Source organism: Tistrella arctica, from assembly GCF_039630945.1.
Taxonomy (GTDB): Bacteria; Pseudomonadota; Alphaproteobacteria; order Tistrellales; family Tistrellaceae; genus Tistrella; species Tistrella bauzanensis.
On sequence record NZ_JBBKTV010000001.1, the window covers coordinates 199113 to 223881 of the forward strand.

Sequence of the window (24769 nt, forward strand, 5' to 3'; positions counted from 1 at the left end):
TCCGGCCAGGCTGCGTCCGTCCAAGCCGTCCCGTCCCACCGAGCCCTCATGCCGGGCGGCGCGTTCAAGGATCCGATCTGATATGAAGACCTGCCTGATCGTTGACGACTCCAAGGTCATCCGCATGGTCGCGCGGCGCATCCTGGAAGGCCTGTCCTTTGCCACCAGGGAAGCCGCCGACGGTCAGGAAGCCGTGGAGCGCTGCCGCGAGCAGATGCCCGACGCCGTGCTTCTCGACTGGAATATGCCGGTCATGAACGGGCTCGAATTCCTCAAGGCGCTGCGCCGGATGCCCGGCGGCGACCAGCCGATCGTCGTGTTCTGCACCACCGAAAATGATCTTGCCCATATCCAGGAGGCGATCATGGCCGGTGCGAATGAATACATCATGAAGCCGTTCGACAGCGAAATCATCGAAACCAAGTTCACACAGGTGGGTTTGCTGTCGTGACATCACACATAGCAGGGGGCGGAAGCGTCGAACCCTATCGTGTGATGGTGGTCGACGACAGCGCGGTCATTCGCGGTCTGTTCATCCGCGTCCTTGAAGCGGATCCCGAGATCAGGGTCGTGGCCTCTGCGGCCAATGGCCGGATCGCTCTCAACCAGCTGAAGCGTCAGCCGGTCGAGGTGGTCGTGCTCGATATCGAGATGCCCGAGATGGACGGGCTGACGGCGTTGCCGGAACTGGTGAAATCCCAGCCCGGGTTGAAAGTCATCATGGCATCGACGCTGACGCGCAAGAATGCGGCCGTCAGCATGGAAGCCCTGGCCAAAGGCGCTGTCGACTACATCCCCAAGCCCAGCGCCACCAGCGAGGTCTATTCCAACGAGGGGTTCTCGCGGGAATTGCTGGCCAAGGTGAAGGCGCATGCCGAGCGCGGCCGCCGCGACGGCACGGGCCCCGATCTTGGCACGGGCAGTGGTGCCGGGGGGGCGGCGGCGGCGGCGCCGGCGCCGACTTACACGCCGCGGCCGAGGCCGGCCGATCCGGCCGTGGCCCCACGGGCGACGGCTGCGGCAGCAAGCCCTGTCACCGATCTGCCGCAGCGTCTGGGTCTGCAGCGCAAGCCCGTGGTTCTGCGCCCGATGCCACCGGCATTCCGGGCACGGGCGCTGGCGGTGGGCAGTTCCACCGGCGGGCCGCAGGCGCTGTTCACGCTGTTTGGCGCGCTTGGACCGTCGCTTCAGCGGATTCCGGTGTTCATCACCCAGCACATGCCGGCCACGTTCACGACCATTCTGGCCGAACATCTGGGCCGGGCCAGCGGGCTACCCTGTGTCGAAGCCGAGGACGGCATGCCGGTTCAGGCGGGGCGCATCCACGTGGCCCGTGGCGACTGGCACATGGTCCCGACCGAGGCGCCTGGTGGCGGGGCGGTTATCCGGATCAATCAGGATCCGCCCGAGAATTTCTGCCGTCCGGCAGTCGATCCGATGCTGCGTGGTCTGGCGCGGATCTATGGCCGGAACCTGTTGACTGTCATCCTCACCGGTATGGGGTCCGACGGGCAGCGGGGCGGCGAACATGTGGTGCAGGCGGGCGGTGTCATGCTGGCTCAGGACGAGGCGTCGAGCGTCGTCTGGGGCATGCCGGGTGCTGCCGCGCAGGCCGGGCTGTGCAGCGCGGTGCTGCCGCTGGAGCGTATCGCTGGCGACGTCCGCCGGCTGGTCGACGGAGGTCCGTGATGGCGCCGGAGGATTTCGCCTTCATCAGCGGCATGCTGAAGCAGCGGTCCGGGCTGATTATCGGCCCCGACAAGCTGTACCTGCTGGAAAGTCGCCTGTCGCCATTGGCGCGACGGCGCGGCCTGCCCGGCCTGACTGAACTGATTGCCGAGATGCGCAAACCCTCGGCGGAAGAGCTGCGTCGGGACGTCACCGATGCGATGACGACCAACGAGACGTCGTTCTTCCGCGATATCAAGCCGTTCGAGGAGATGCGCACCTTCGCGTTGCCGGATCTTCTGGCCAAGCGGGCGGATCGCCGGCAGTTGCGGATCTGGTCGGCGGCGGCGTCGACCGGGCAGGAAGCCTATACCTTGGCCATGTTGTTCAAGGAAATGGGCGCCAAGCTGGATGGCTGGCGGCTGGAGATCATCGGTACCGATCTGTCGAATGAGGTGCTGGACAAGGCGCGTGCCGCGACCTATTCGCAGTTCGAGGTGCAGCGCGGCCTGCCGATCACCCTGCTCGTCAAGTATTTCGAGCAGGATGGCGAGCATTGGCGGCTGAAGCAGCCGATCCGCTCGATGGTGAACTTCCGCCAGCACAATCTGCTGAACGGATCGTCCAGTCTTGGCACCTTCGACGTGATCTTCTGCCGCAACGTGCTGATCTATTTCGACCAGGAGACCAAGCGCAAGGTTCTTGAAGACCTGCGCAAGGTGCTGGCGCCGGATGGATATCTGTTCCTCGGTGGTGCCGAAACCGTGCTTGGCATCACCGACAAGTTCAGGCCGCTGCCCGATCACCGTGGTGTTTACGCACCGGCTTGACGACCGGACCGTTCAATGAAAAAGCCGCCGGCGGTTCATCCGCGGGCGGCTTTTTCAGCAGCGGGTCCGGCATCCGGACCAAAGCTCAGGCGGCCGAAGGTCAGGGCGAGCCCAAGGTCAGGCGGCATCCGTGCGGCGCCGGCCGGGGCGGTCGCCACCATCGCTGACGGCCGATGCCTCAGGATCTTTCAGCACATAGCCGCGACCCCAGACGGTGTGGATATAGTTGTCACCATGGGTGGCCGTGGTCAGCTTCTTGCGCAGCTTGCACACGAAGACGTCGATGATCTTCAATTCGGGTTCGTCGATGCCGCCATAGAGATGGTTGAGAAACATCTCTTTGGTCAGTGTCGTGCCCTTGCGCAGCGACAGCAGCTCAAGGATCGCGTATTCCTTGGCGGTCAGATGAACCGGGCGGTCGTCGACCGTAACCGCCTGCTTGTCCAGATCGACCGTCAGCCGGCCGGTGCCGATCACCGATTGGGCATGGCCGCGCGACCGGCGCACCACCGCCTGGATGCGGGCGATCAGTTCGGCCATGTCGAACGGCTTGGTGACGTAATCATCGGCGCCGACGCCCAACCCCTTGATCTTCTTGTCGGTATCCGTCAGCCCCGACAGGATCAGCACCGGTGTCTGGACCCGTGACGCCCGCAGGCGGCGCACGACCTCGTAGCCGTCCATATCGGGCAGCATCAGATCCAGGATCATCAGGTCGTAATCATACAGCCGCCCGATCTCAAGCCCCTCTTCGCCGAGATCGGTGGTGTCGCAGACGAACCCCTCTTTCTTCAAAGCGAGTTCAATGGTACGCGCAGTCGATGGATCGTCTTCGACAAGCAGAATACGCATGGGCCAGCAACCTCTTTCCGATCGGTGGCGAACCCTTGGACAGCCGTCTGTGCCTTTTGGCAGTCATACGGTTTCCGGGAATGGCCATTCTTTTGTCCACCAACGGTATCACGTCGCAGTTTCGAATAAAATCGATCAGCAACACCTGATATGCATGTTCTGGGTGCGACACCGCATCGGATTGCGGCATCCGGGCCCCCATATCGACAGTTGAGTCCTGAGGCGCGGCCCTGGCCGGCTGTTCCGGCCCAGACCGCCATCACCAACCGGAGCCCATGATGCAGGATGTGATCCGCTCGCTGACCGGCAGCATTCAGGCCCTGGACGCCTATGTCGTGCGTGGCCGTGTGGTTGCCGTGCGCGGTTTGATGGCTGAAGCCAGCGGCGTGGCCGCGCGCACGGCGCTGGGCGACCATGTCCGCATCCGCCTGCGCGACGGCGCGCGCCTCGCGGCCGAAGTCGTGGGGTTCCGCGATGGCCGCGCCTTGCTGATGCCGTTCGGTCCGCTCGATGGCGTTGCCCTGGGCGCCGAGGTCGAGGCGAGCGGCGGCGAGGCGACGATCCGGCCATCCGATGGCTGGCTGGGGCGGGTGATCGACGGTTTCGGCCGGCCGATCGACGGCAAGGGACCGATCGTGCCCGGGCCGGTGGCACGGCCGATGCGCGCGCCGCCGCCGCCTGCCCATGCCCGGACCCGCGTCGGTGGCAAGATCGACCTGGGCATCCGGGTGCTGAACACCTTCGTGACCTGCTGCCGCGGGCAGCGGCTTGGCATCTTCGCGGCCTCCGGGGTCGGCAAATCGGTGCTGATGGGCATGATCGCGCGCTATACCGCGGCCGACGTGTCGGTCGTGGGGCTGATCGGCGAACGCGGGCGCGAGGTTCAGGAGTTTATCGAAGGCGCCCTTGGCCCCGATGGCCTCGCCCGCAGCGTCGTGGTGGTGGCAACGTCGGACGAGCCGGCGCTGATGCGCCGACAGGCGGCCTACACCACCCTGGCGGTGGCCGAACATTTCCGCGACCGGGGCGCGGACGTCCTGTGCATGATCGACAGCATCACCCGCTTTGCCCAGGCCCAGCGCGAGATCGGGCTGGCGGCGGGGGAACCGCCGGCCAGCAAGGGGTTCACCCCCTCGGTGTTCGCCGAATTGCCGCGCCTGCTGGAGCGGGCGGGGCCGGGCACGGGCCGCGGCTCGATCACCGGTCTGTTCACCGTGCTGGTGGAAGGTGACAACCACGACGAACCGGTCGCCGATGCCACCCGTGGTATTCTGGATGGCCATATCGTGCTGGAGCGGTCGATCGGCGAGCGCGGCCGCTATCCGGCGGTGAACGTGCTGCGCAGCGTGTCGCGGACCATGCCCGACTGCAACACCCAGGCCGAGAACGTCGTGGTCGCCCGTGCCCGGCGCCTGCTCTCGACCTATGAGGACATGGCCGAGATGATCCGGCTTGGTGCCTATCGCGCCGGCGCCGATCCGGCGGTGGACGAGGCCATCCGCCATCATGCCGCTCTGGAGGCGTTTCTGTCGCAGGGCAAGACCGAACGATCGACCCTGCCCGAAGGCTATGCGCAACTGGCCCAGGTGCTGGGCATGCCGCAACCCTGACCCGGGATGACATCCGCCCATGGCAGATCCTGTCAAAGCCCTCGACGGCCTGATCAAGCTGAGCCGCAATGCCATCGATTCCGCCCGCCGCAATCTGAATGCGGTCGAGGAACAGATCACGGCGATCGAGGCCGACGATGCGCGGCTGCTGCGCGATCTGGCGGCCGAAAAGGCCGCCGCCGGCACTGACCCTGCGATGATCGGTGGCTATGTCGGCTATGCCGGGCGGGTCGCGAAACGCCGCGCCGAGATCGGCGAACATCTGTCGCTGCTGCACCGGGCGCGGGATCGGGCGCTGGACGATCTGGCCGAAGCATTCCGAACTGTGAAACGCTATGAACTGGCGCGCGAGGCGCGGCTGGCCCGTCAGGCCCATGAGGCGGCGGTGCGCGAGACCGACCAGTTGGACGAAATCGGCATGAACGGCTTTCGCCGTCGCCGGATCGAGGATGGCGAGGGCGGCTGAGTCTAAAGCAGGGCCAGCCGCGCCATCAGGGCGCCGTTCGACCAGGTCGGCCGTTTCTCTTCGAAGGTGACGCGGATGCCGCCGGCGCTGGCATCCAGAACCAGCACCACCTGCTGGAAGCGCGGCATCACTTCGCTGCCGATATCGGCGACGATGGCGGCCGCCACCTCTTCCGGCCCCGACCACGGGCGGGCGATCAGCCGGGCCAGATAGGCATCCAGTGCCGCGCGCGGCAGGATGTGGCGGTCGGGCACATAGCGCAGGCGCCAGATGACCTCGACCGGTGTGCCATCCTCTGACAGCCGGATCGCGCTGCGGCCGCTGTGTTCCACCAGATAATCATGGCCGAAGGCCGGATTCGGCGCCGGCCGCAGATGCTCGCGCCGATCCTCGACCGCCTGCCAGCGGCGGTCGAGCGGCCCGTGACGGGATGTGGACGGGGCGGAACGATCCCTTGAATCGCGGTCGCGTGAAGTGCGGTCTGGGGCGTCGATCGACATCTGGTGCGGGTCGCTCATTGGGGCTGGCAGGTCAGGGCTGGTCGTTGAAGCAGGCGCGCGCGGCGGATGCACAGGCCGTTGATCATAGACCTCGCGGGCGCCTCATGCGACCACGCCGCCGACGTCCCGCCGCGGCGCGCGGCGCTGTGGCACCGGCGCCGGCGGTTCGGTCCGCACCACCAGCCCGCCCTGAAGACCGGCCACCGCCAGCACATCGCCCATCACTCCGGCCAGCGCTTCGGCCGTGCCGGCCGGCAGCGGCCGGGTACTGCGCAGGACCATGTCGACCCGGCCGGGGGCTGCCAGACCGTCGAGTTGCAGGTCGCCCAGACGGCTCAGCCGGGTTTCGACGATGAAGCGGCAGATGTCGCCGGTGCCGCCGCCGGTGTCGTCCTCGCGGTTGCCGCCATCGCGGCTCGATTGCTGGACATGCAGATGAACCGGGATCACGGCGGCATTGGCCCAGCTTGGCACCTGAATGCTGCGCCATTCACCCGCCACCACCGGGGCGGCACCATGTCCGGCGGTATCGAATTCCGAGACCACGCCGCGTGCCGTCTCGGCGGCGCCCAGCCGTTCCAGATTGTCGGCCAGATCGTCGACCGCGTCGGGGCGGGTGCCGGACAGCACCTGCTTCATCAGCACCATCAGATGTGCCGCGAAGTCACGGCCGGGGGTGGGCGCCACGGGCGACAGCAGACGTTCGGCCGCCGCCGGATGCAGGGCGGCCACCAGTTGTGCCGCCTGTGCGAGCGAGCGCCAGTCGGCAGGGGCGAGCGGATCGCCGGGTATCGTGACCGGTGGCGCGGCGCCGGCCGTGGCCATGGCCATGGCCGCACCCGGCCGTGGCGCCGTCTCGGGCGTCACCACCAGGCTGAGCTGCGTCCCCGGCGCCAGGGGCGGCCCTGAGACATCGACATGGTCCAGCGACAACAACCCGATCGACGTGCTGACCATCATCCGGCCGGCAGCATCCTTGCCGACGACGATCGCCGACAGCCGTGCCGCTTGCGGGCCGTGACCGGGAGCTGCACGCGCCGGTGCGTCGTCACCGGTGCCCGCGGCGACATCGGTTCCCTCGGCCTCGGCCATGATCAACTGCCGGGTGCGATCGACCAGGCGGGTGGCGTCGTCCAGCGATGCCAGATCGTCGCCCGCCGGTGGCAAGGGGCGATCGGGCGCGATCGGCACGGCCGCGGCCTGTGGCGCGGCGATACCGGGCAGCGAAGCGACGATCGCCGGCGCAGGTATCGCGGCCGGGGCGGAGATCGGAGCGGAGCTCGGGGGCGGCGGGATGGCATCGGCCCGCCAGAGGCTGGCCGGGCCCGCCATGCCAGCGGTTGCAGCACCTGCCGATGGCGGGATGTACAGCCGCTGTGGCGGCACCGGTGCCGATGGCTCGTCGCCGGTGGCAAGGGCGGACACGGAAGCCGGCCCGGCCGAGGGCGGATGGCGGGACATGTCGTTGTCGACCTCGGGCCGCATCTCGCGGCCATGGCCGGCGATATCCGCAGCGGGCGGACGGGTGAGGGCCGGGACGTCGGCCCGTGCCGTCCAGGCCGTGCCGGATTGTGGAGTATGTGCCGGCGCCTCGGCCGGCGCCGGCGCGGGGGCCCGCACGGCCTGGTTGCTGCCGGGCACAATCGGCGGCCCGTCGGATGGTGTGGCGGGGGCTGCGGCGGATGGCGCCGCGGGCGGAATAACAGCCGGCGGAACAGTCGGCGCCGGGCCCTGCCGGACCGCGGCCTCGCGGGCCATGCCGTCGGGCTGGCCCGGCAGATCGGATGTTGCCGTGGGCGCGCGCGGGCCGGGTGCTGCCGGTGTCTGCGGCCCCGGCTCTGGTCGGGCGGGTCGGTTGGCGGTGGGGCCGGCCGCTGCGGCCCCGGACGGCGGCGTTTCGCCAGCATGCGCAGGCATCCCGGCCGCGGGCAGCGGCGACACCGGCGGTGCCGGTGACGCGCCGGGGGCCATGGGTGCCTGCCAGGAGGCGCCCGCCGGCCAAGGCGACGGCGTGAGCCAGGGTGATGGGACTGGTCCGGATGACGGGATGACGGGCGCGGCTGAGGGCAGCGGCCCGGAAGTGGACCGGAGGTGCGTGGAGGCCGGGGGCGTTGCCGGCAGCGCATTGGTCGGCAAACCGGCCTGTCCTGACCGGTTGGCGCCGGCCGGGCGGCTGAAGCGGCCATCCGTCCCGTGCTCCTGGGGCATGGCAGACGGCCCGCCTGCGTTCGGGGCGTCGGCAACACCAGGAAGAGCCGGGGCATGTCGGACAGGCGGCGATGCATCGGGCGCCATCAGAACGCGATCCGGTACCTGGCCGACGGTCGGGCCGTGGGCGGATGCCGCCATGCGCGGCAGCGGCGGTGGCGGGTTGGTCGCCAATGATGGGGGCGTGGTTGATGGGGTTGGCGATGATGGGATCGTTGGCGGCAGGACCGTCGGGGGCGGGACCGTTGGCGGCGGGGCGCCCGTCTGCCAGGGTGCCGAGGCCATTGCCGGCGCGGCAGCGCCGGTTGTCTGGCGTGGCTGGATGCCGGGTGCCGGCGCCGGCGTTGGAACGCGGTCGACCGACATCACCCGCAGGGCGGTGCCGGCCGGCGCCCGGGCCGCCCATTCGATGAGCTGCGACACCGGATCGACACCAACCGGTGCCGGCCGGGCAGCCGGTCGCGGCAGGCGCGATGACGTTTCGGCGGCGGCGGCCTCCGCAGGACCGGCTGCCATGCCGCGTGGGGGTATGCCTGTCGGCATCTGACCCGCCGATGTGGGGCTGGCCCGCATGGGGCCGGCTGTCGTAGGGCTGGCATTGGTGAGGCTGGCCGAAGCCGGGCCCGCCGGCACGGAGGCGGCCGGTGCAGGGGGGGCGAAGCGCAGGGCCAGCAGCGCCCGTGCCGGGCGTGGCGGCGCATGGTGATCAACGGCGGAGGCACGGCGCCGGGCTTCTGCCGTCATGGCGCCCATGTCGTCGCCGGCATCCGGTTCCGCTTCGGGGGCGGGAATGCCGTGGGCCTCGACGACCAGCCGCCCGGCTTTGTCCAGCAGTGTGACCGGAACCCGGCCCAGCATATCGGGCAGCCGGCCGACGCTGGCCGATGTCACCCGCGCCAGGTCGCGGTCGTCGCCCAGCGATGTTGCCGACATCGCCGGGGCTTCGGCCCTGTCGATGGTTCCGGCAGCGGCTGCCCCGGCGGATGGCGGCCCGCCAGAGGCGGCGCCCGCAGGCGCGCCATCTGCCGGTACCGGCGATGTCGGGGCGGTCGAGGAGGTGGGCGGCGATGCTGATGCCGCTGGCGCGGCCGCCGACAGCGGCGGGACCGGGATCAGCGCCAACCGCCCCATAGGTGTGCGCACCAGCGGCCGGCCGGCCTCGTCGCGGCCGCGCAGAACCACCGGCAGGGCGATCCGCCCCACGGTGCCGTCGGTCGGCAGGCGCTGGGTTTCAGCCATGCCACGCGCGATGGCGGTGCGGCTCGCCACATCCGCGGCGCCCGCCGGGCCGGAGCGGGACAACACGTCCCCGCGGACCGACCTGCCGCCTGTGGCCTCAGTCTCGCCGCCACCAACCGGGGCCCGCTGGCGCGGATCGCCTTGTGCCGGATCGTCGGTCTGTTGCGGGGCAGGCTGCTGGGTGTTGATGATCTGGTCGGGGGGGCGTTGCGCCGGTGCGGCGGCACCCGGCCCCCTGTTGCCGGCACCACCGGCGCTGGCGCCACCATCGCCACCGGTGCGCGGGCCAGACGGCTCGTGATGCTGCCCGGCATCGGGGCGGGCCTGACCATCGGGACGGGCCTGACCATCGGGGCGGGCCTGGCCATCGGGGCGGGCCTGGCCATCAGGGCGGGCCTGGCCGTCAGGGCGCGGCCGCGCATCGCGCTGACCCGCCGTCCGCGCGTCGATCGCGGTGCGGATCAGTGATCCTGCGGCAGATGGCGGTATGGCATCGACCATTGAGTGCCGGCTCCGGGGCAAGGATCAGAACCTACCCGGCAGAGTCTGCCGGGTGGTCGGCAATTTCTGCCGGGGCGGCCCCCCGGATGTCGCGCCCTGCCGTCAGGCGCCGTTGAACCCGGTCCGTTGAACCCGGTCCGTCAGAGCATCAGATGGGCGGCGATCTTGTCGACATCCATGGCGGCGGGGGCGTTGGGATGACGGACGGTCAACGGCGTCTGGCGGCGGATCGCCTCTCGCACCATCTTGTCCCTGCGGATGATGCCGGCCAGCTTCGGCTCGACGCCCAGAAAATTATGGGCGGCATTGCGCAGGGTTTCATAGGTCCGCAGGCCGCCGCTCTGGGTTTCGGCCATGTTGACCACGATCCGCTGATCGGCTTCGGGGTTGTCGCGCAGCATCGCCTTCACGAAGGCATAGGCGTCGGTGATCGAGGTCGGCTCGTCATTGGTGACCACCAGCCCGGTGCCGGCTGTGGCGGCAAGCGCCCGCACCGACTGATCAAGCCCGGCGGCCAAGTCAATCAAGACAGTATCATAGCTTCGTGCTGCCTGCACCAGGCCCAGCCTGAGCATACCCAGGCGGTCGCTTGGCAGGCGACCGAGCGAGCCCGAGCCGGACCGGCCGGGAAGGATGTCGAAGCCGCCGGCCTGATAGCTGCAGATCGCCTCGGAAAAGCCGACGCGGCCGGTGACCACACCCGCCAGATCGGCGGCGGGGGTCAGGCCGAGCTGGACGTCGACATTGGCCAGGCCAAGGTCGCCGTCGAACAGCAGCACCCGGCGGCCCCGCCGGGCAAGTGCCCCGGCAAGGGTGATCGAGAGCCAGGTCTTGCCGACCCCGCCTTTGCCGGACGCGATGGCGATGATGTTGCGCGCACGCAACTTCGCAGCGGGATGGATATGAACCGAACGGTCGACGTTCATTGGCGGATCTCGGCGTCTCGGTCAAGTTTTGCGGGGCGAAGGTTGAGCGGATCTCTAAGCAAGAGTTGCGCCAACCCCGCAGCACTCAACGGGTTCAGTCCTTCGGAGACATGGGCGGTGACGCTCGCTTCGGACAGGCGGACATGGGCGGCGGCGGCGGCGGCGATGACAGCCCCCAGCCGGCGCGCACCGTCGAGCCGCGTGCAGATCGCCCGTCGCGGGTGCAGGGATGCGAAGGCGGCTCCCTGATCGGCCGCCTCGAACGGGTCGAGGCCGGCCGGCAGCACCAGTATCGGTTCAAGTTCGGCGGCATCGATCAATGCCGCCAGTTCCTCGGTCTCTTCCGCGAAAAACGGGTTCACCCCGGCGGTGTCGACCAGAAGGGTCATCGGTTCGCCTGCGGCATCCGACCGCGCCCGTGCCGCCACCCGCGCCAGTTCACGCGAACTTCCGGCGACCAGCAGGTCGATGCCGAGCATGCCGGTATAGGCGGCAAGCTGTTCGATACCGCCGGCACGGATGGTATCGGCGGTCACCACGGTCAGCCGCCGGCCCTGAGTGATGGCACGGGCGGCAAGCTTGGCCACGGTCACGGTCTTGCCGGCGCCGCTGGGACCGACCAGCGCGAAGGCCTGGGGCCGGTGGCCACCACGGCCCAGCGGGTCGAAACCCACCACCCGGTCCAGGGCCTGGGCCAGGGCACGTTCCGGCGGCTCCTGGCAGCGCAGGCGGTCGCGGGCGGCGACCAGCAGGCGCCGGCCGGTCTGGCCGGCGATGCCGTGGAAGGCGAGCGCCCGTTCCACCTGCGCCAGATCCGGTGACAGCCTGGGCCGGTCCTCAGCCTCGCCGTCCTCGCGATTGCCGCGCGCCGCCTGACGTGCGGCACTCGATGCGGCAGCCGGCGCCAGTGCTGCGGCTTCTTCCTGTTCGAACTCCAGTTCGATCTCGTCGTCATCGGCGGGGCTGCGCAGCAGGGGCATACGGGCTGCGCGTTCGGCGACAGCCGGCGGCGGCGTGCCCGTGGCCATGCCGGCCGGACGGGCGCCGCCACCACTGCGGCGCTGCAGGGCGGCGCGCTCCTCCAGCACCGTCCGGGCACTGGCGGCGACCGAACTGCCGCGGGGGGCAGGCCGCCGGCGCGGATCATCGGTCTTGTCCGAAGCAGTGCCACCGGCCGCCTCGGCTGGCTGCGGTCGTGGCGGACCGTCGATCGCAGCCGTCACCACCACGCCCCGTCCGCTTTCCGCCGGCACGGTCGAGACGATGATCGCGTCATCGCCCAGAACCCTGCGGACCTCGGCCAGTGCCTGCGCCATATCCGCCGCCTGAAAGGTTTTCAGCCGCATGCCACGGCCCTCGTGAGAGGCGGGACAGACCTGCGGGTGATGGCGGGAAAACGGTCAATTAAAGTCATCAGATCTGGGCCACCGTTCTGATGCGTGCGCGGCTGTCGATTTCGTTCTGCGACATGACCACCGTCATCGGCCGGAACCGTTCGATGATCGATCGCACATAAGGCCGGATCACCGGGCTCGTCAACAGCACCGGGGTCTCGCCCAGCATGGCCTGGCGTTCGAAGGCCTGCCGGACCCGGGAAATGAACTCCTGAAGCCGTGTCGGCGCCATGGCCAACTGCTTTTCCTCTCCCGGGCCGACCAGGGCTTCGGCGAAAGCCTGTTCCCAATCCGGCGACAGGGTGATGATCGGCACATAGCCCTGGTCGGAGGTGACCGAGGCGCAGATCTGCCGTGCCAGCCGCGCCCGCACATGTTCGGTGATCAGCATCGCCGACTGGGTATAGCCGCAGGCTTCCGAAACCCCTTCCAGAATCGTCGGCAGATCGCGGACCGAGATCCGCTCGCGCAGCAGGTTCTGCAGCACCCGCTGCAGCCCGCCGACCGTGATCTGGCTGGGGATCATCTCGGCCACGGTCTTCTGGTGGTCGGGGCCCAGATCGTCGAGCAGCTTCTGGGTCTCGATCCGCGACAGCAGCTCGGGCATGTATTCCTTGACCATCTCGGTCAGATGGGTGGTCAGCACCGTGGCCGGATCGACCACGGTCAGGCCACGGAAATGCGCCTCCTCGCGCCGGCTCTCCTCGACCCATTTGGCCGGCAGGCCGAAGGTGGGCTCGGTGGTCTCCTCGCCCGGCAGGCTGATCGTCTCGCCACGCGGATCCATCACCAGCAGCATGGCCGGGCGCAGCTCGCCGCGGCCGGCCTCGATTTCCTTGACCCGCAGCACATAGGTGTTGGCCGGCAGCTGCATGTTGTCCTGGATGCGCACCGCCGGCATCACGAAGCCCAGATCGCCGGCGATCTGGCGACGCAGCGCCTTGATCTGCTCGGTCAGCCGATGGCCGCGTTCTTCCGAGATCAACGGCAGCAGACCGTAACCCAGTTCGATACGCAGCAGATCGATATGCAGCGCCGACGAGATCGGCTCGTCCATCGGCACGGCCGGCGGCTCCACCGCTGCCGCGGCCGCTTCCACTGCCGCGCGCTTGGATGCGCGGGTCAACCGCCAGGTCATGAACCCCAGAACCGCGGCGAAACCCCAGAAGGGCAGGGTCGGGATGCCGGGCAGCATCCCCATGAAGACCAGCATGGCGGCGGTGATGCCGACCGCCTTGGGATGCTTGCGCAACTGGCCGATGATCGCCTGATCGGCGGTGCCGATCACGCCGGATTTTGTCACCAGCAGGCCGGCACCGGTTGAGATCAGCAGTGCCGGGATCTGCGACACCAGGCCGTCGCCGACCGTCAGCAGGGTATAGCTGCGCAGTGCCTCGTTGAAGGTGATGCCCTGCTGCACCGTGCCGATGATGATGCCGCCGACCACGTTGATCACGGTGATCAGCAGCCCGGCGATGGCATCGCCGCGCACGAACTTCGCGGCACCGTCCATGGCGCCGAAGAAGGTGCTTTCGTCTTCCAGATCCTTGCGTCGCCGGCGGGCGGTGGTCTCGTCGATCAACCCGGCCGACAGATCGGCGTCGATCGCCATCTGCTTGCCGGGCATCGCATCCAGGCTGAACCGGGCGGAGACCTCGGCGATGCGGCCGGAACCCTTGGTGATGACGATGAAATTGATCAGGACCAGGATGATGAAAACGATCACCCCGATCATGAAATTGCCGCCCATCACGAACTGGCCGAAGGCCTCGATCACCTGGCCCGCGGCGGAAGTGCCCTCGTGGCCATGGCTGAGGATCAGCCGGGTCGAGGCGATGTTCAGCGCCAGCCGGAACATCGTCGACACCAGCAGGATGGTCGGAAACGAGCTGAAATCCAGCGGGCGCTGGATGAACAGGGTGATCAGCAGGATGACCAGCGACAGGCTGATCGACATCGACAGAAGCAGGTCGAGCGTCCAGGTCGGGATCGGGAAGATCATCACGACCAGGATGAACAGCATCCCGAAGGCGACGACCAGATCGGCGCTGCCCAGCATGGTGCCGAACCGGCCGATCACGCCGCCATCGCCACCCGGCGCGCCGGGGCCGCCGCCCGCGCCCTTGCCCTGCGGGTTGCTGATCGGTGTTGGCAGGCCGCCGCGTTCAGCCATCAAGCATCATCCCGGTCTGGACCGCGGCCCGGTCTGAACCGCGGGCTGCGGTCAGGCACCGCATCACCGGTCGCCAAAGGCGCCGGAGCGTTCGACATCGCCACCGGCAGGCGGCGGCACGGCCACCCCTTCCTCGGCATACAGCTTCAGCTTGTTGCGCAGGGTGCGGATCGATATTCCCAGGATGTTGGCCGCATGGGTGCGGTTGCCAAGGCAATGTTGGATGGTGTTGATGATCAGGTCGCGTTCCACATCGGCCACCGTGCGGCCGACCAGGGCGCGGGTGGCGCCGTCATCGTCGCTGCCGGGTGCCACCGCATGCCCGCCGCCATGGCCGAAGGACTGGGGGCCGAAGGACTGGGGCGACACCGGTGCCGGCGCCGGCGCCGCGGGCGGCTGCGACGACAGGCCATAGCCGCCGCCGCTGTTGCCATAGCTGCCATAGCCGCCGCCATAGGGGCCGGTGCTGGCATAACCGTTGCCATAGGCGTTCTGCATCGGAGCCTGCGGCTGGTGCTGGCTGGCCGGTGCCATGCGGGCCGCCGCCTCGGACCGCCTGCCGGCGGCAGCAACGGCCAGGCTGGATCCGTCGGCCAGCATCACCGCATCGACGCCGATCTCCGGCCCCCGGGCCAGCAGTACCGCCCGATGCATGGTGTTTTCAAGCTCGCGGACATTGCCGGGCCAGTCATAGGCCAGCAGCAATCCCCGCGCGTCGGGCGACAGCGGCCGGTCGGGCAGGGCGTTGGCGGCGGCATAACGCTGCACGAAATGATCGGCGAGGGCGGCGATATCGCCCGGCCGTTCACGCAGCGCCGGCAGCCGCAGGTTCACCACATTCAGGCGGAAATACAGGTCTTCACGGAACCCGCCGCGGCGGACCTCGTCTTCAAGATTGCGGTTCGACGTGGCGATCAGGCGGATATCGACCTTCACCGGCCGGGTGCCGCCGACACGGTCGACCTCGCGCTCCTGAATCACGCGCAGCAGCTTGGCCTGCAGGCGCGGGTCCATCTCGCTGATCTCGTCCAGCAGCAGCGTGCCGCCATCGGCTTCCTCGAACTTGCCGACGCGGCGGGCCACGGCACCGGTGAAGGCGCCCTTTTCATGGCCGAACAGCTCGCTTTCCAGCAGGTTTTCAGGAATGGCCGCGCAGTTGACCGACACGAAGCGCTGATCGGCCCGGCGGCTCTTGCGGTGCAGGAACCGCGCCATGACCTCCTTGCCGGTGCCGCTCTCGCCGGTGATCAGCACGGTTGCGTCGGCAGGTGCTATCTGCTCGGCCAGCGACACCACCCGTTCCATGGCGGTGTCGCGCACGATCAGTGCATGATCTTCGGCGGCAACCGCTTCCAGCACCGCCGCGATCAGTTCCGGATCGGGCGGCAGGGGGATGTATTCCTTGGCGCCCGCCTTGATGGCGCGCACCGCGGCCTGGGCATCTGCGCCCACGCCACAGGCAACGACCGACACGTGGATGCGCTCCTGTTCCAGGTTGCGGACCAGTCGGCCGATATCCAGGCCGACATCCACCATCACCAGTTCCGCCCCGTGACCGGCGCGCAGATGGTCCATTGCCGCGTCCACATCCGGAACCTGCGACACCTTGGCGCCACGCGACACTGCGATCCGCGTCGCCGCGCCGATCTGGCCGCCCAGGGAACCGATGATCAGAAGTCGCATTGTCTGGTCACTCCTGCGCCGGGCGCCGCCCGCGCCGTCGATCGTCTGAAAAGCTCGGAAAACCACCTGCCGGGCGCTTGGCGGCCCTTGACCGGCGGTTGGACGTCTTGGGGTCTGGCAGGTGAAGGTCACCCGCCCGGGCCGGCTGTGAACCGGACCCGTCGTCGCCGCCTCAGTCGTAGAACTGGATGCGCTTGTTCGGCGGCAGCATGGCGTTCAAGGTCAGTTCCAGCCTGCGGGGGTTCTCCTGGCGGCCGATCGACGTGGCGCCGGCCAGATAGATCTGCTTGAACATCTGCTCCTCCATCGAGTTGCGCTCCAGTTTCCCGGCCAGCGGGTTGAAGACCATATTTGCCAGAACCGCGCCATAGAAAGTGGTCAGCAGCGCCACCGCCATCGCCGGCCCGATCGTGCTCGGGTCTTCCAGATTGCCCAGCATCTGGACCAGACCCACCAGGGTGCCGATCAGTCCCATGGCCGGCGCCACTTCGGCCGACTTCTTCAGGATCTGGCTCGACTGCATGTGTCGTTGCGCCATCTGCGAGATGTCGCGCTTCAAGATCCGCTCCACGTCCTCGACCGGGATGCCGTCGACCACCATGCCCAGCGCCCGGAACAGGAACGGATTGTCCTGAAGCCGGTTCAGGCTCTCCTGCAACCCCAGAACCCCCTTGCGCCGGGCCTGATCGGCCAGTTCCAGCACCTGCAGGGCGGCCCGGGCCGGATCGGCCGGCCGCGAGATCATGGTCTTCATCATCACCGCCTGTGCCCGGATCACCTCGGTCAGGGAAAAGTTCACCATAGTGATGAAGAAGGTGCCGCAAACGACGATCAGGATGGACGGAATGTCGATGAAGGCACCGACCGAGCCGCCCAGGATGATGGCCACCACGATCAGCACGAAGCCGACGATCAGGCCGAGGATGGTTGCAAGATCCATGTGGTCCTTGGGGCTCAGGTCTGGGCGCGGAGGGCGGATAGGGCAGTGCGACGGCCGTCCGGATGATCAGGCAGGCTCAGCCGCGGTCGGTCTTGATGATCTCGGTCATGGTGACCCCAAGGCGGTCTTCCACCACAACCACCTCGCCGCGGGCGACAAGGCGATCGTTCACATAGATATCGACGGCTTCACCGACCTTGCGGTCCAATTCCACCACCGCGCCGCGGCCCAGCTTCAGCAACTGGTTGACCTGCATGGTCGCTTTGCCCAGCACGGCCGATACCTGAACCGGGACCTGATACACGGCTTCCAGATCGGCGGCGCTGCGCGGCACGTCGGGCACCTGCTGGTCGGGTTCTTCGCGCTCACGCTCGCGGTCGCGGATCTGGTCGCGCCGGCGATCGCTGCCCTCGAACTCCTCCAGGCTCAGATTGTCCTTGTCATCGGCCATCTCTGGTCTCCGCAGGCGCCGGCCGTGAAACGGCCCGCGCGGTGATGTCAGGGCGGGTGACGGCGGCTGCCGTCATCCGATGGTACCGTCATCCGATCATTCGGCCGGGTGATGGCCCGGCGTCAAGTCCTGTGTGCCGAAGCCCGTACCGGCGGTCGGCGTCGCGGTCTGTTCGGCGATGGCGTCGTCGATCCGCCCCACGATCTCGTCGCGTGACAGCATCGCCATTCCGCCCGGCCAGATCAGCCGCGCATCGCCTGAGGCCAGCCCGGCATCTGCGACCACCCGGCATTGGCCCAGCACACCTTCGGCGGCCAGAATCGGCACCACACGTTCGGCCATCGGTGCTTCCATCGACGGATGCACCTGCAACACCGCGTCGCCGGTTTCGGCGATGCCGGCGATGCAGTCGCGCAGCATGGTCTCGATCCGGTCCAGCCTGACCGCGTCGGTGCAGCCGATCTTGACCGCGATCGCCCGCGCCAGCATCACCAGATCGCCGGTGTGGCTGTCGAGAGCGGTGTGCCAGCCTGCGATCGCCTCCGCCGTCTGGCGTTCCAGTCGCTGGATCGCCTGCAGGGTCTGCTGTTCGATCGCGGCCAGCGCCTGGGCCACCCCGGCGCGCCGGCCTTCGTCGAAGGCGGCACTGCGTGCCGCTGCCAGCTCCGCTTCCGAAAAGCTCGGCGGCGGGGGCGGTGGCGGCGGTTCGGGCGCTGCCGGCGTGGCATGCGGCTCGGTCGCCTTCGCGCGCTTCGGCCGATCGATGTCGATGTCGTCGTCGAAGCTGACGTCAAAGGTGAATTTCTTGTAGCCGGCCATGCCTGTCGTCCCCGCGTTGCGTGGCGTCAATAGACCAGAACGTCGTCGCCCTTGCCGTCGGCAATGACGATTTCGCCCTTGTCGGCCAGGTCCTTGGCGGCCAGCACCATATAGGCCTGGGCTTCGTCGACGTCGCGCAGCCGCACCGGCCCCATCGCCGCCATGTCCTCGCGCAGCATCTTGGCCGCGCGTTCCGACATGTTGGACAGGAACAGCTCGCGGATCTTTTCCGACGACCCCTTCAGTGCCAGGGCCAGCTTGTCCTTGTCGACCACCCGCAGCACCGTCTGCACACCGGTCGGCGCCAGATTGCCCAGATCTTCGAAGGTGAACATCAGCGAGCGGATCTTCTCGGCCGAGTCCTTGTTGCGGCCTTCCAGCGCGTCCAGGAAGCGGGCTTCGGCCTGGCGATCGAGGTTGTTGAAGATCTCGGCCATCATCTCGTGGGCGTCGCGACGGCTGGTACGGGCCAGGTTGCTCATGAACTCGGCCCTGAGCGTGCGCTCCACGCCGTCGAGCACCTCTTTCTGCACCGGCTCCATGCGCAGCATGCGCATCACGACTTCCATCGCGAAATCATCGGGCAGGGCGGCCAGAATCCGGGCGCTGTGTTCGGGCCGGACCTTCGACAGCACCACCGCCACGGTCTGCGGATATTCATTCTTCAGATAGTTGGCCAGGATCTGCTCGTTCACATTGCCGAGCTTGTCCCACATGGTGCGGCCCGCGGGACCGCGGATCTCCTCCATGATCGACTCGATCCGCTCACGCTCAAGCCCCGAGGCCAGCAGCAGGCGTTCCGTGGTCTCGAAGGTGCCGACCAGAGTGGAGGTCGACGAGATCTGCTCGGCGAAATCGACCAGCAATCCCTCGACCATGTCCGACGAGACCTTGCCGAGAGAGGCCATGACCTGCGAGATCTCGCGGATCTCGTCGTCCTCCATCATCCGGAACAGCTTGGCGGCGTATTCGTCACCCAGCGCCAGAAGCAGGATCGCGGCCTTGACCGGTCCGCCCATTCCACGCAGTTCGCTCTTGCCACGCGCCATTGTCTGCTCAGTCCTCTTCCCGGATCCACGAGCGGATCACGGCCAATGCTTCTTCCGGGTGCCGATCGACGATCTCGGCGATCTTGCGGACCGAGGACTGGCGAACCCGTCCTTCGACCTGGCTGATATCGATCATGGCGTCGTTGCTTTCCATGGCCGCTGCCAGCGCACGTTCGGCGGTCGGCCCGGGCAGGGCCGGGGTCATGCCGTCCGGCCCGGACAGTGCCGCCATCGGCATGCCGTCGGGGCCGGTGACCATGGCCACCCCGCCCATGCCGCCGGCGGCCCCCGCGGCCTGCGGCCCCAGCCGGCCGACCAGTGGCCGCAGCACCAGCAGAATGACCAGCAGGGCGACAATCGCCAGCACGACCATTTCAGCGATGCGCATGTATTCGCTGGCGCCCAGCCCCAGCAGGCCCTCGTCGGGAAGGATCTCCTGATTGCGGGCGAAGGGCAGATTGACGACCTCGATGCTGTCTCCACGCTCGTCGTTGGCGCCGACAGCGCTGCGCACCAACTGGGTCAGCCGTTCCAGTTCCTCGGCGCTGCGCGGCTGATAGGTCTGGGCGCCATCGGCATCGGTGACATAGCTGCCGTCGACCAGGACCGCGACCGACAGGCGGCGGACGGCGCCGGCTTCGCGGACCTCGTTGCGCACGGTGCGCGAGATTTCGTAATTGACCGTCTGACCGTCGCGTGACGACTGGCTGCGATTGCCGGACTGCCCCTGGGCCTGCGCGGCATCGGGAATGTTGTTGGCGGCTGTGACCGCGTCGGGATCGCCGTCGACGGCGGTCTCATTCTCGCGGTTCACCTGCCGCGAGCGGATCACCTGACCATCGGGATCATAGGTTTCCTGTGAAATCGTGACGCGGTCGCGGTCGATCTCGGCATTGACCTCGACCTGCACCCGGCCGGGGCCGACCGACTCCTCGATCAGCCGCGTCACCTGGGCGCGCAACCGCGCCTCGATGCCCTGGCGCATCTCGTCGGCGGCGCTCAACGCGGCGCCGACACCGCCATCGGCGCCACCGTCGCCGCGGGCCAGCAGGGTGCCGCGATCGTCGGCGATCGCCACCCGTTCCGGCCGCAGACCGGGCACGGCGGCGGCGATCAGTTGCTGGATCGCCCGCACCTGACCCTGTGTCAGGCTGCGGCCGCCGCGCGGGCTGACCACGATCGATGCGGTGGGTTCAGCCTGACTGCGTGAAAACAGCTCGCGGCGCGGCAGCACGATGTGCACCCGCGCATTCGCCACGGCATCCAGCGCCATGATCGTGCGCTGAAGCTCGCCTTCCAGGGCGCGCACCAGATTGACGTTCTGGGCGAAATCGGTGGTGCCCAGCCCTTCGGAACGGTCGAAGATCTCATAGCCGACCGAGCCGCCCTTGGGCACGCCGCTTTCGGCCAGGCTCAGGCGCAGACGTGGAATCTGGTCCTGCGGGACCATGACCCGGCGGCCATCGGGGCTGAGGGTATAGGGAACGCCCGCCTGTTCCAGCTCTGCCACCACACTGGCGGCATCGGCCGTGTCCAGATCGCCGTACAGCAGGCCCATCGCCGGGGCGCCGACCCGCGAAATCAGAAACACGCCAAAGATCAGCAGACCGCCGGCGACAGCGCCGATCGCCGCCAGCCTGGCCGGTCCCAATCCCTTCAGTGCCTGCATCCAGGCCTTCAGCGTATCCGCCATGCGACCCGTCCCGCTCCGTCTGTCGTGGGCCGAACCAAGGAGTGGCGCCCTTGCGGGGCGCGCACCATCGACTGCGGGCACCGTTCGGTGCCTCACCCGGTTGTTCTACGGCAGTTTAAGTGAAGAGATGGTTAATGCCCGGCAAAAACTGCCGGGTAGGCGGCAAAAAATGCCGCCCATGTGGCACCGGTCATTGATCGGGCCGGTCGGCGGGTGGCGGGCCGCCGCCGCATGGCCGCGTCGGGTCAGATCCGCCGGCCGCGCTTCATCCGCCGGCTGACCAGTTGGTTGGCGTCGGCACCATGAATCTGGCGCCAGCTTTCAAATTCTTCCAGCGACAGGGCATAACGCTGGCACACGTCTTCAAGCGCGATCGCCCCGGCCATCACCGCCGCCACAACCTCGATCTTGCGGCGCGCGACCCAGCGCACGCCGTTGCCCGGCGGCAGATCGAATGCCAGCATGGTGCGCCGCGACCGCGCCGTGCTGTCCACCCGGATGCCGCCGTCGCGGGTCGCGTCGGGCATCACGGGCGCTGTTGCGCCGACAAGTCTGAGTTTTGGGGTGGTCATCGGAACCGGTAACTCGCGGTGGGTGGGACAGCAACGATGCCTGTCCTCGCGCTTCAGCTACATCCGATGCTATCCGCAGGTGCTTAACAAAAGCTGAAAACGACGAAACGCCACGCAAAACGCCGGTTGAGCGTCTGCGTGGCGGTCGGTTGTCGATGATCGCGGTCGATGGCCGGGCGGGCGGGGCGGGCGAACCCTCCGCCACCCGGGCGGTCAGCGCTTCGAGCTGAGCAGTTCCTGGAGCATCTCGTCCACGGTCGTGATGATCTTCGAGCTGGCCGAATAGGCGCGCTGGGTGATGATCATGTCGGTGAACTCGCTCGCCAGATCGACGTTGGAGGCCTCCAGCGAGCTGGGGGCGATCAGGCCGGCGCCGCTGCTGCCCGATTCGCGCAGGTTGAAGTCGCCCGACTTGTCGGTCTTGGCAAAGACGTTACCGTTCTTCTCTTCCAGGTTCTGCGGGCTCGCGAAGGTCGCCACCGGCACCTTGTAGAGCTGCTTCTGCTGGCCGTTGCTGAACGAGGCGATGACGAAGCCGTCCTCGTCGATGGTGATGCCCGACAATTCGCCCGAGGAGGCGCCGTTCTGGGTCAGCGACCGCACCTCGAAATCGCCGGAATAGGCGCGCAGGCCATCGGCCAGCCCGACACCGACCGGGCCTGCGGTGCCCCAGTCGACCGTCACCTCCGAGGAACCGGCGCCATTCGCCCAGTCGATCTCCAGCGGATCGCTCAACGAGGTGGAGATCGTGTTCAGCGTACCGTCCGGATTGAAGGTGACGACACCGGCGGCGATCTGGCCGGCAGGCGTCGGCGCGGTGGTCACCACATCGTTCTGGTCGATCGCGTTGATCTCGACCGCCCATTCATTGTTGCCGACCATCAGGAAGTTGACCATGACGTCATGGCCGCGGCCCTGGGCGTCATAGAGCCGCACCGACCGGCTGAAATCGGCGGGAACGGTGCCTGAGGACATGTTCTGCGTGGCGCTGGACGCGTCATAGGTGCTGGCGAAGGCGGTGCTGGCGAAGGCGCCGTTCAGCCTCAGGTCAGGTGCGCCATCACCGGCCGTACCACTAACGGTCAGGTTAAGGCTGGGATCGGAGGCCGCGATTGAGATCGTGGCAGCGGTTGTGGTGCCGCCGATCGTTGCCGTGAAGTTACCGTCGGCATTTACCAAGTCGGCCAACTGGTCGAGCGTCGAAAATTGGCCCGCGCCCGTACCGGCGGTGAAGGTGGCGGTGTTGACACCGTCGGAGAGGGTAACGGTCTCACCGCCGGCGATCACACCACCCGCCATCAGATCGCTGGAGGCGGAGATGCCGGTAGTCGCGGCGCTGGTGGAGGTGGCGGCGCCCCCGTTCAGCCTCAGGTCAGATGGACCGTCGCCGGCGGTGCCGGTCACGGTCAGGCTGCGGCGTGGATCGAAGGCGGCGATCGAGATGTTGGCGGAGCTGGCGGTGCCGCCGACCGTGGCGGTGAAATTGCCGTTGGCGTTCACCAGATCGGCCAATTGGTCGAGGGTCGAGAATTCGCCGGCGCCGGTGCCGGCGGTGAAGGTCACGGTGTTGATGCCGTCGGACAGGGTGACCGTCTCACCCGCGGCGATCACGCCGCCGGCGATCAGGTCGCTGGCGGCGGCGATGCCGGTGGTGGCGGTGCTGGTGCTGGTGGCACCGGTGTACACATCGCCGTCGGCGTCCAGATTGACCGCGACGTTCATCTCGGTGGTCGCGGCGGCGGTGCCGCTGATCTGCGACACGTTCACCGTCTCGAGGCTCGAAATATCCGCCGACGAGGTGGTGTTGATCACGTTGCCGGGTTCACCGGGCAGCCGGCCCGCGGGATCGAGCCGCCAGCCCTGCAGATAGAAGCCGGCCGCGTTGCGCAGATTGCCCTGATCATCCGGCACGAACGAACCGGCGCGGGTATACAGCACCTCGTCGCTGCCTGCGACCTTGGGCTGGACCACGAAGAAGCCGTTGCCCGACACGGCGATGTCGAGCGGCGACGCCGTGGCCTGCACCAGACCCTGACGATCGATCAACTGCTGCACGCTGGCGCGCACACCGCCCGGCGCATAGACCGAGGTCGAGCCGCTATCGGTGACCATCGACAGAAAATTGGTGTTCTTGGCCTTGTAGCCCACCGTGTTGACGTTGGCGATATTGTCCGAGATGACGCCCATCGCGGTGCTCTGGGCGCCAAGGCCCGAAACGCCGGAATAGAGCGAGCCGTAAAGACCGAAGCTCATCTGGATCACTCCTCTCACGCGCGGGCGTCACGGGCCCGCTGTCATGTCCTGAAGCCGTCGAGGCTGCATGCCGCCGGCTGGTTGCTGCTGCGCCCGGCATTGCCGCCGGCCCGCAAAACCCGGTGAGGAACCGGCGCCATCCTGGCGCCCCCTCCCGAACTTGAAATCTGTTATGCCGCGGCTTCCTGAGCGGCGAGCAGGGTGGCCTGGTCGATCAGCCCCGAGCTGTAGAGCTGCTGCAAGACCTGCTCCGTGGTGGTCGCCGCCGCCCCGCCTTCGCGGATGCCGGTCACCTGTTCGATGGGGATCTCGACGCCGTTGATCGACAGCACGATCTTGCCGCTGTTGACGCTGACACCATCCACCGTGCCGGTGACCGATGTCGTGACCCCCATGGACTTGCCGGCGCTGTCGAGCGCTGTGACGCTCATCTTGTAGGGGCCGTCGGCCATAAGGTTGCCGTCGGTGTCCTTGCCGTCCCAGACAAAGGTGTGGACGCCGGCATCGACCTCGCCGGTCTCGGTGCGAACCACCTTGCCGCTTTCGTCGATGATGTTGATGGTCACCTTGTCGGCGGTCTGCGGCAGGCGGTAGTTGTAGATCGACTCGCCATCCTTGAGCTGGATGGTGTCGCCCTGGGCGTCGACGACCTTGCCGATATAGGAGGCGGCATTGGCCATCTGGGCGCCTTCGGACAGCGTGATCAGGTCTTCCAGATTGCTGTTCGACTGCACAAGCTGCTCGGTCTGCGTGAACAGCACCAGCTGATTGGTGAATTCATTCGTATCCAGCGGATTGGTCGGATCCTGGTTCTTCAACTGCGTGGTCAGCAGCGTCAGGAACTGGTCGAAATCATCCGCCAGCTTGTTGCCCGACAGGCTCGCCTTCGACGTGGTCGGAAGCGACGTGGTGTTTCCGGAGATTGCGTCGGTGGCCATGTCC

General features: G+C 67.9%; 20 protein-coding genes. 5 read left to right on the forward strand and 15 right to left on the reverse strand.

Translation table 11 applies throughout. The features are described 5' to 3' along the window. The first annotated feature begins 82 nt into the window (after positions 1–82). From WG924_RS00925 to WG924_RS00935, 3 genes are read left to right on the forward strand one after another with little or no spacing between them, the layout of a single operon-like run. Positions 83–451 carry a response regulator gene (locus WG924_RS00925; RefSeq protein ID WP_188577517.1) on the forward strand — a complete coding sequence of 123 codons (369 nt, stop codon included), beginning with the start codon at positions 83–85 and terminating at the stop codon, positions 449–451. Between the two features lie 44 nt (positions 452–495). Then, the gene (locus WG924_RS00930; RefSeq protein ID WP_345931726.1) at positions 496–1689 is read left to right on the forward strand and encodes a protein-glutamate methylesterase/protein-glutamine glutaminase; all 1194 of its coding nucleotides are present in this window, start codon (positions 496–498) and stop codon (positions 1687–1689) included. Then, positions 1689–2498 carry a CheR family methyltransferase gene (locus WG924_RS00935; RefSeq protein WP_345930943.1) on the forward strand — a complete coding sequence of 270 codons (810 nt, stop codon included), beginning with the start codon at positions 1689–1691 and terminating at the stop codon, positions 2496–2498. Before WG924_RS00930 ends, WG924_RS00935 begins: the two co-directional genes overlap by 1 nt. Before the next feature lie 117 nt (positions 2499–2615). On the opposite strand, the gene ctrA is transcribed toward WG924_RS00935, so the two are convergent. After that, positions 2616–3350: a response regulator transcription factor CtrA gene (gene ctrA, locus WG924_RS00940; RefSeq protein WP_188577513.1), complete on the reverse strand. Its 735-nt coding sequence runs from the start codon at positions 3348–3350 to the stop codon at positions 2616–2618. Between the two features lie 278 nt (positions 3351–3628). On the opposite strand from ctrA, the gene fliI reads away from it, so the two are divergent. Together fliI and WG924_RS00950 are read left to right on the forward strand one after the other, a co-directional pair. Then, a complete protein-coding gene (fliI, locus tag WG924_RS00945) occupies positions 3629–4960 on the forward strand; it encodes a flagellar protein export ATPase FliI (protein WP_188577511.1) in 1332 nt (443 codons plus the stop codon). A 19-nt stretch (positions 4961–4979) separates the two neighbouring features. Next, on the forward strand, positions 4980–5426 hold the full coding sequence (locus tag WG924_RS00950; protein ID WP_345930944.1) for a flagellar FliJ family protein: 447 nt from the start codon (positions 4980–4982) through the stop codon (positions 5424–5426). Positions 5427–5428: 2 nt separating this feature from the next. On the opposite strand, the gene WG924_RS00955 is transcribed toward WG924_RS00950, so the two are convergent. From WG924_RS00955 to WG924_RS01020, 14 genes are all read right to left on the reverse strand, one after another. Beyond that, complete coding sequence (locus tag WG924_RS00955) at positions 5429–5926, reverse strand: hypothetical protein (RefSeq protein ID WP_345930946.1); 498 nt, start codon at positions 5924–5926, stop codon at positions 5429–5431. A 102-nt stretch (positions 5927–6028) separates the two neighbouring features. Next, complete coding sequence (locus WG924_RS00960) at positions 6029–9874, reverse strand: hypothetical protein (RefSeq protein ID WP_345930947.1); 3846 nt, start codon at positions 9872–9874, stop codon at positions 6029–6031. A 140-nt stretch (positions 9875–10014) separates the two neighbouring features. Continuing rightward, positions 10015–10800 (reverse strand): MinD/ParA family protein, encoded by a 786-nt coding sequence (locus WG924_RS00965; RefSeq protein WP_345930948.1) that lies wholly within the window; start codon positions 10798–10800, stop codon positions 10015–10017. Then, entirely contained in the window at positions 10797–12146 is a 1350-nt protein-coding gene (locus WG924_RS00970; RefSeq protein WP_345930949.1) for a flagellar biosynthesis protein FlhF, read from the reverse strand. The genes WG924_RS00965 and WG924_RS00970 overlap by 4 nt, the downstream gene beginning before the upstream one ends. A gap of 67 nt (positions 12147–12213) precedes the next feature. Next, complete coding sequence (gene flhA / locus WG924_RS00975) at positions 12214–14367, reverse strand: flagellar biosynthesis protein FlhA (RefSeq protein WP_372044751.1); 2154 nt, start codon at positions 14365–14367, stop codon at positions 12214–12216. Between the two features lie 63 nt (positions 14368–14430). Further along, a complete protein-coding gene (locus WG924_RS00980; protein ID WP_345930951.1) occupies positions 14431–16050 on the reverse strand; it encodes a sigma-54-dependent transcriptional regulator in 1620 nt (539 codons plus the stop codon). Positions 16051–16222: 172 nt separating this feature from the next. Further along, positions 16223–16990: a motility protein A gene (locus WG924_RS00985; RefSeq protein ID WP_188577496.1), complete on the reverse strand. Its 768-nt coding sequence runs from the start codon at positions 16988–16990 to the stop codon at positions 16223–16225. Positions 16991–17066: 76 nt separating this feature from the next. Then, complete coding sequence (gene fliN / locus WG924_RS00990) at positions 17067–17441, reverse strand: flagellar motor switch protein FliN (RefSeq protein WP_188577495.1); 375 nt, start codon at positions 17439–17441, stop codon at positions 17067–17069. A gap of 96 nt (positions 17442–17537) precedes the next feature. Further along, positions 17538–18260 carry a FliH/SctL family protein gene (locus WG924_RS00995; RefSeq protein WP_345930952.1) on the reverse strand — a complete coding sequence of 241 codons (723 nt, stop codon included), beginning with the start codon at positions 18258–18260 and terminating at the stop codon, positions 17538–17540. A 26-nt stretch (positions 18261–18286) separates the two neighbouring features. Continuing rightward, positions 18287–19309 carry a flagellar motor switch protein FliG gene (gene fliG / locus WG924_RS01000; protein WP_188577491.1) on the reverse strand — a complete coding sequence of 341 codons (1023 nt, stop codon included), beginning with the start codon at positions 19307–19309 and terminating at the stop codon, positions 18287–18289. Positions 19310–19316: 7 nt separating this feature from the next. After that, positions 19317–21002 (reverse strand): flagellar basal-body MS-ring/collar protein FliF, encoded by a 1686-nt coding sequence (gene fliF, locus WG924_RS01005; protein ID WP_345930953.1) that lies wholly within the window; start codon positions 21000–21002, stop codon positions 19317–19319. Positions 21003–21247: 245 nt separating this feature from the next. Further along, a complete protein-coding gene (locus WG924_RS01010) occupies positions 21248–21529 on the reverse strand; it encodes a DUF1153 domain-containing protein (protein WP_372044750.1) in 282 nt (93 codons plus the stop codon). A gap of 258 nt (positions 21530–21787) precedes the next feature. Then, positions 21788–23827, reverse strand: coding sequence for a flagellar hook-basal body complex protein (locus WG924_RS01015; protein WP_345930954.1), 2040 nt, complete (start codon positions 23825–23827; stop codon positions 21788–21790). Positions 23828–23997: 170 nt separating this feature from the next. Beyond that, a complete protein-coding gene (locus WG924_RS01020; RefSeq protein ID WP_345930955.1) occupies positions 23998–24765 on the reverse strand; it encodes a flagellar hook assembly protein FlgD in 768 nt (255 codons plus the stop codon). Positions 24766–24769 lie beyond the last annotated feature (4 nt).

What these genes read in the sequence shown, in the direction of transcription:
- WG924_RS00925 (WP_188577517.1), top strand. Translation starts at nt 83, where the DNA reads ATGAAGACCTGCCTGATCGTTGACGACTCCAAGGTCATCCGCATGGTC.
- WG924_RS00930 (WP_345931726.1), top strand. Translation starts at nt 496, where the DNA reads ATGGTGGTCGACGACAGCGCGGTCATTCGCGGTCTGTTCATCCGCGTC.
- WG924_RS00935 (WP_345930943.1), top strand. Translation starts at nt 1,689, where the DNA reads ATGGCGCCGGAGGATTTCGCCTTCATCAGCGGCATGCTGAAGCAGCGG.
- ctrA (WP_188577513.1), bottom strand. Translation starts at nt 3,350, where the DNA reads ATGCGTATTCTGCTTGTCGAAGACGATCCATCGACTGCGCGTACCATT.
- fliI (WP_188577511.1), top strand. Translation starts at nt 3,629, where the DNA reads ATGCAGGATGTGATCCGCTCGCTGACCGGCAGCATTCAGGCCCTGGAC.
- WG924_RS00950 (WP_345930944.1), top strand. Translation starts at nt 4,980, where the DNA reads ATGGCAGATCCTGTCAAAGCCCTCGACGGCCTGATCAAGCTGAGCCGC.
- WG924_RS00955 (WP_345930946.1), bottom strand. Translation starts at nt 5,926, where the DNA reads ATGTCGATCGACGCCCCAGACCGCACTTCACGCGACCGCGATTCAAGG.
- WG924_RS00960 (WP_345930947.1), bottom strand. Translation starts at nt 9,874, where the DNA reads ATGGTCGATGCCATACCGCCATCTGCCGCAGGATCACTGATCCGCACC.
- WG924_RS00965 (WP_345930948.1), bottom strand. Translation starts at nt 10,800, where the DNA reads ATGAACGTCGACCGTTCGGTTCATATCCATCCCGCTGCGAAGTTGCGT.
- WG924_RS00970 (WP_345930949.1), bottom strand. Translation starts at nt 12,146, where the DNA reads ATGCGGCTGAAAACCTTTCAGGCGGCGGATATGGCGCAGGCACTGGCC.
- flhA (WP_372044751.1), bottom strand. Translation starts at nt 14,367, where the DNA reads ATGGCTGAACGCGGCGGCCTGCCAACACCGATCAGCAACCCGCAGGGC.
- WG924_RS00980 (WP_345930951.1), bottom strand. Translation starts at nt 16,050, where the DNA reads ATGCGACTTCTGATCATCGGTTCCCTGGGCGGCCAGATCGGCGCGGCG.
- WG924_RS00985 (WP_188577496.1), bottom strand. Translation starts at nt 16,990, where the DNA reads ATGGATCTTGCAACCATCCTCGGCCTGATCGTCGGCTTCGTGCTGATC.
- fliN (WP_188577495.1), bottom strand. Translation starts at nt 17,441, where the DNA reads ATGGCCGATGACAAGGACAATCTGAGCCTGGAGGAGTTCGAGGGCAGC.
- WG924_RS00995 (WP_345930952.1), bottom strand. Translation starts at nt 18,260, where the DNA reads ATGGCCGGCTACAAGAAATTCACCTTTGACGTCAGCTTCGACGACGAC.
- fliG (WP_188577491.1), bottom strand. Translation starts at nt 19,309, where the DNA reads ATGGCGCGTGGCAAGAGCGAACTGCGTGGAATGGGCGGACCGGTCAAG.
- fliF (WP_345930953.1), bottom strand. Translation starts at nt 21,002, where the DNA reads ATGGCGGATACGCTGAAGGCCTGGATGCAGGCACTGAAGGGATTGGGA.
- WG924_RS01010 (WP_372044750.1), bottom strand. Translation starts at nt 21,529, where the DNA reads ATGCCCGACGCGACCCGCGACGGCGGCATCCGGGTGGACAGCACGGCG.
- WG924_RS01015 (WP_345930954.1), bottom strand. Translation starts at nt 23,827, where the DNA reads ATGAGCTTCGGTCTTTACGGCTCGCTCTATTCCGGCGTTTCGGGCCTT.
- WG924_RS01020 (WP_345930955.1), bottom strand. Translation starts at nt 24,765, where the DNA reads ATGGCCACCGACGCAATCTCCGGAAACACCACGTCGCTTCCGACCACG.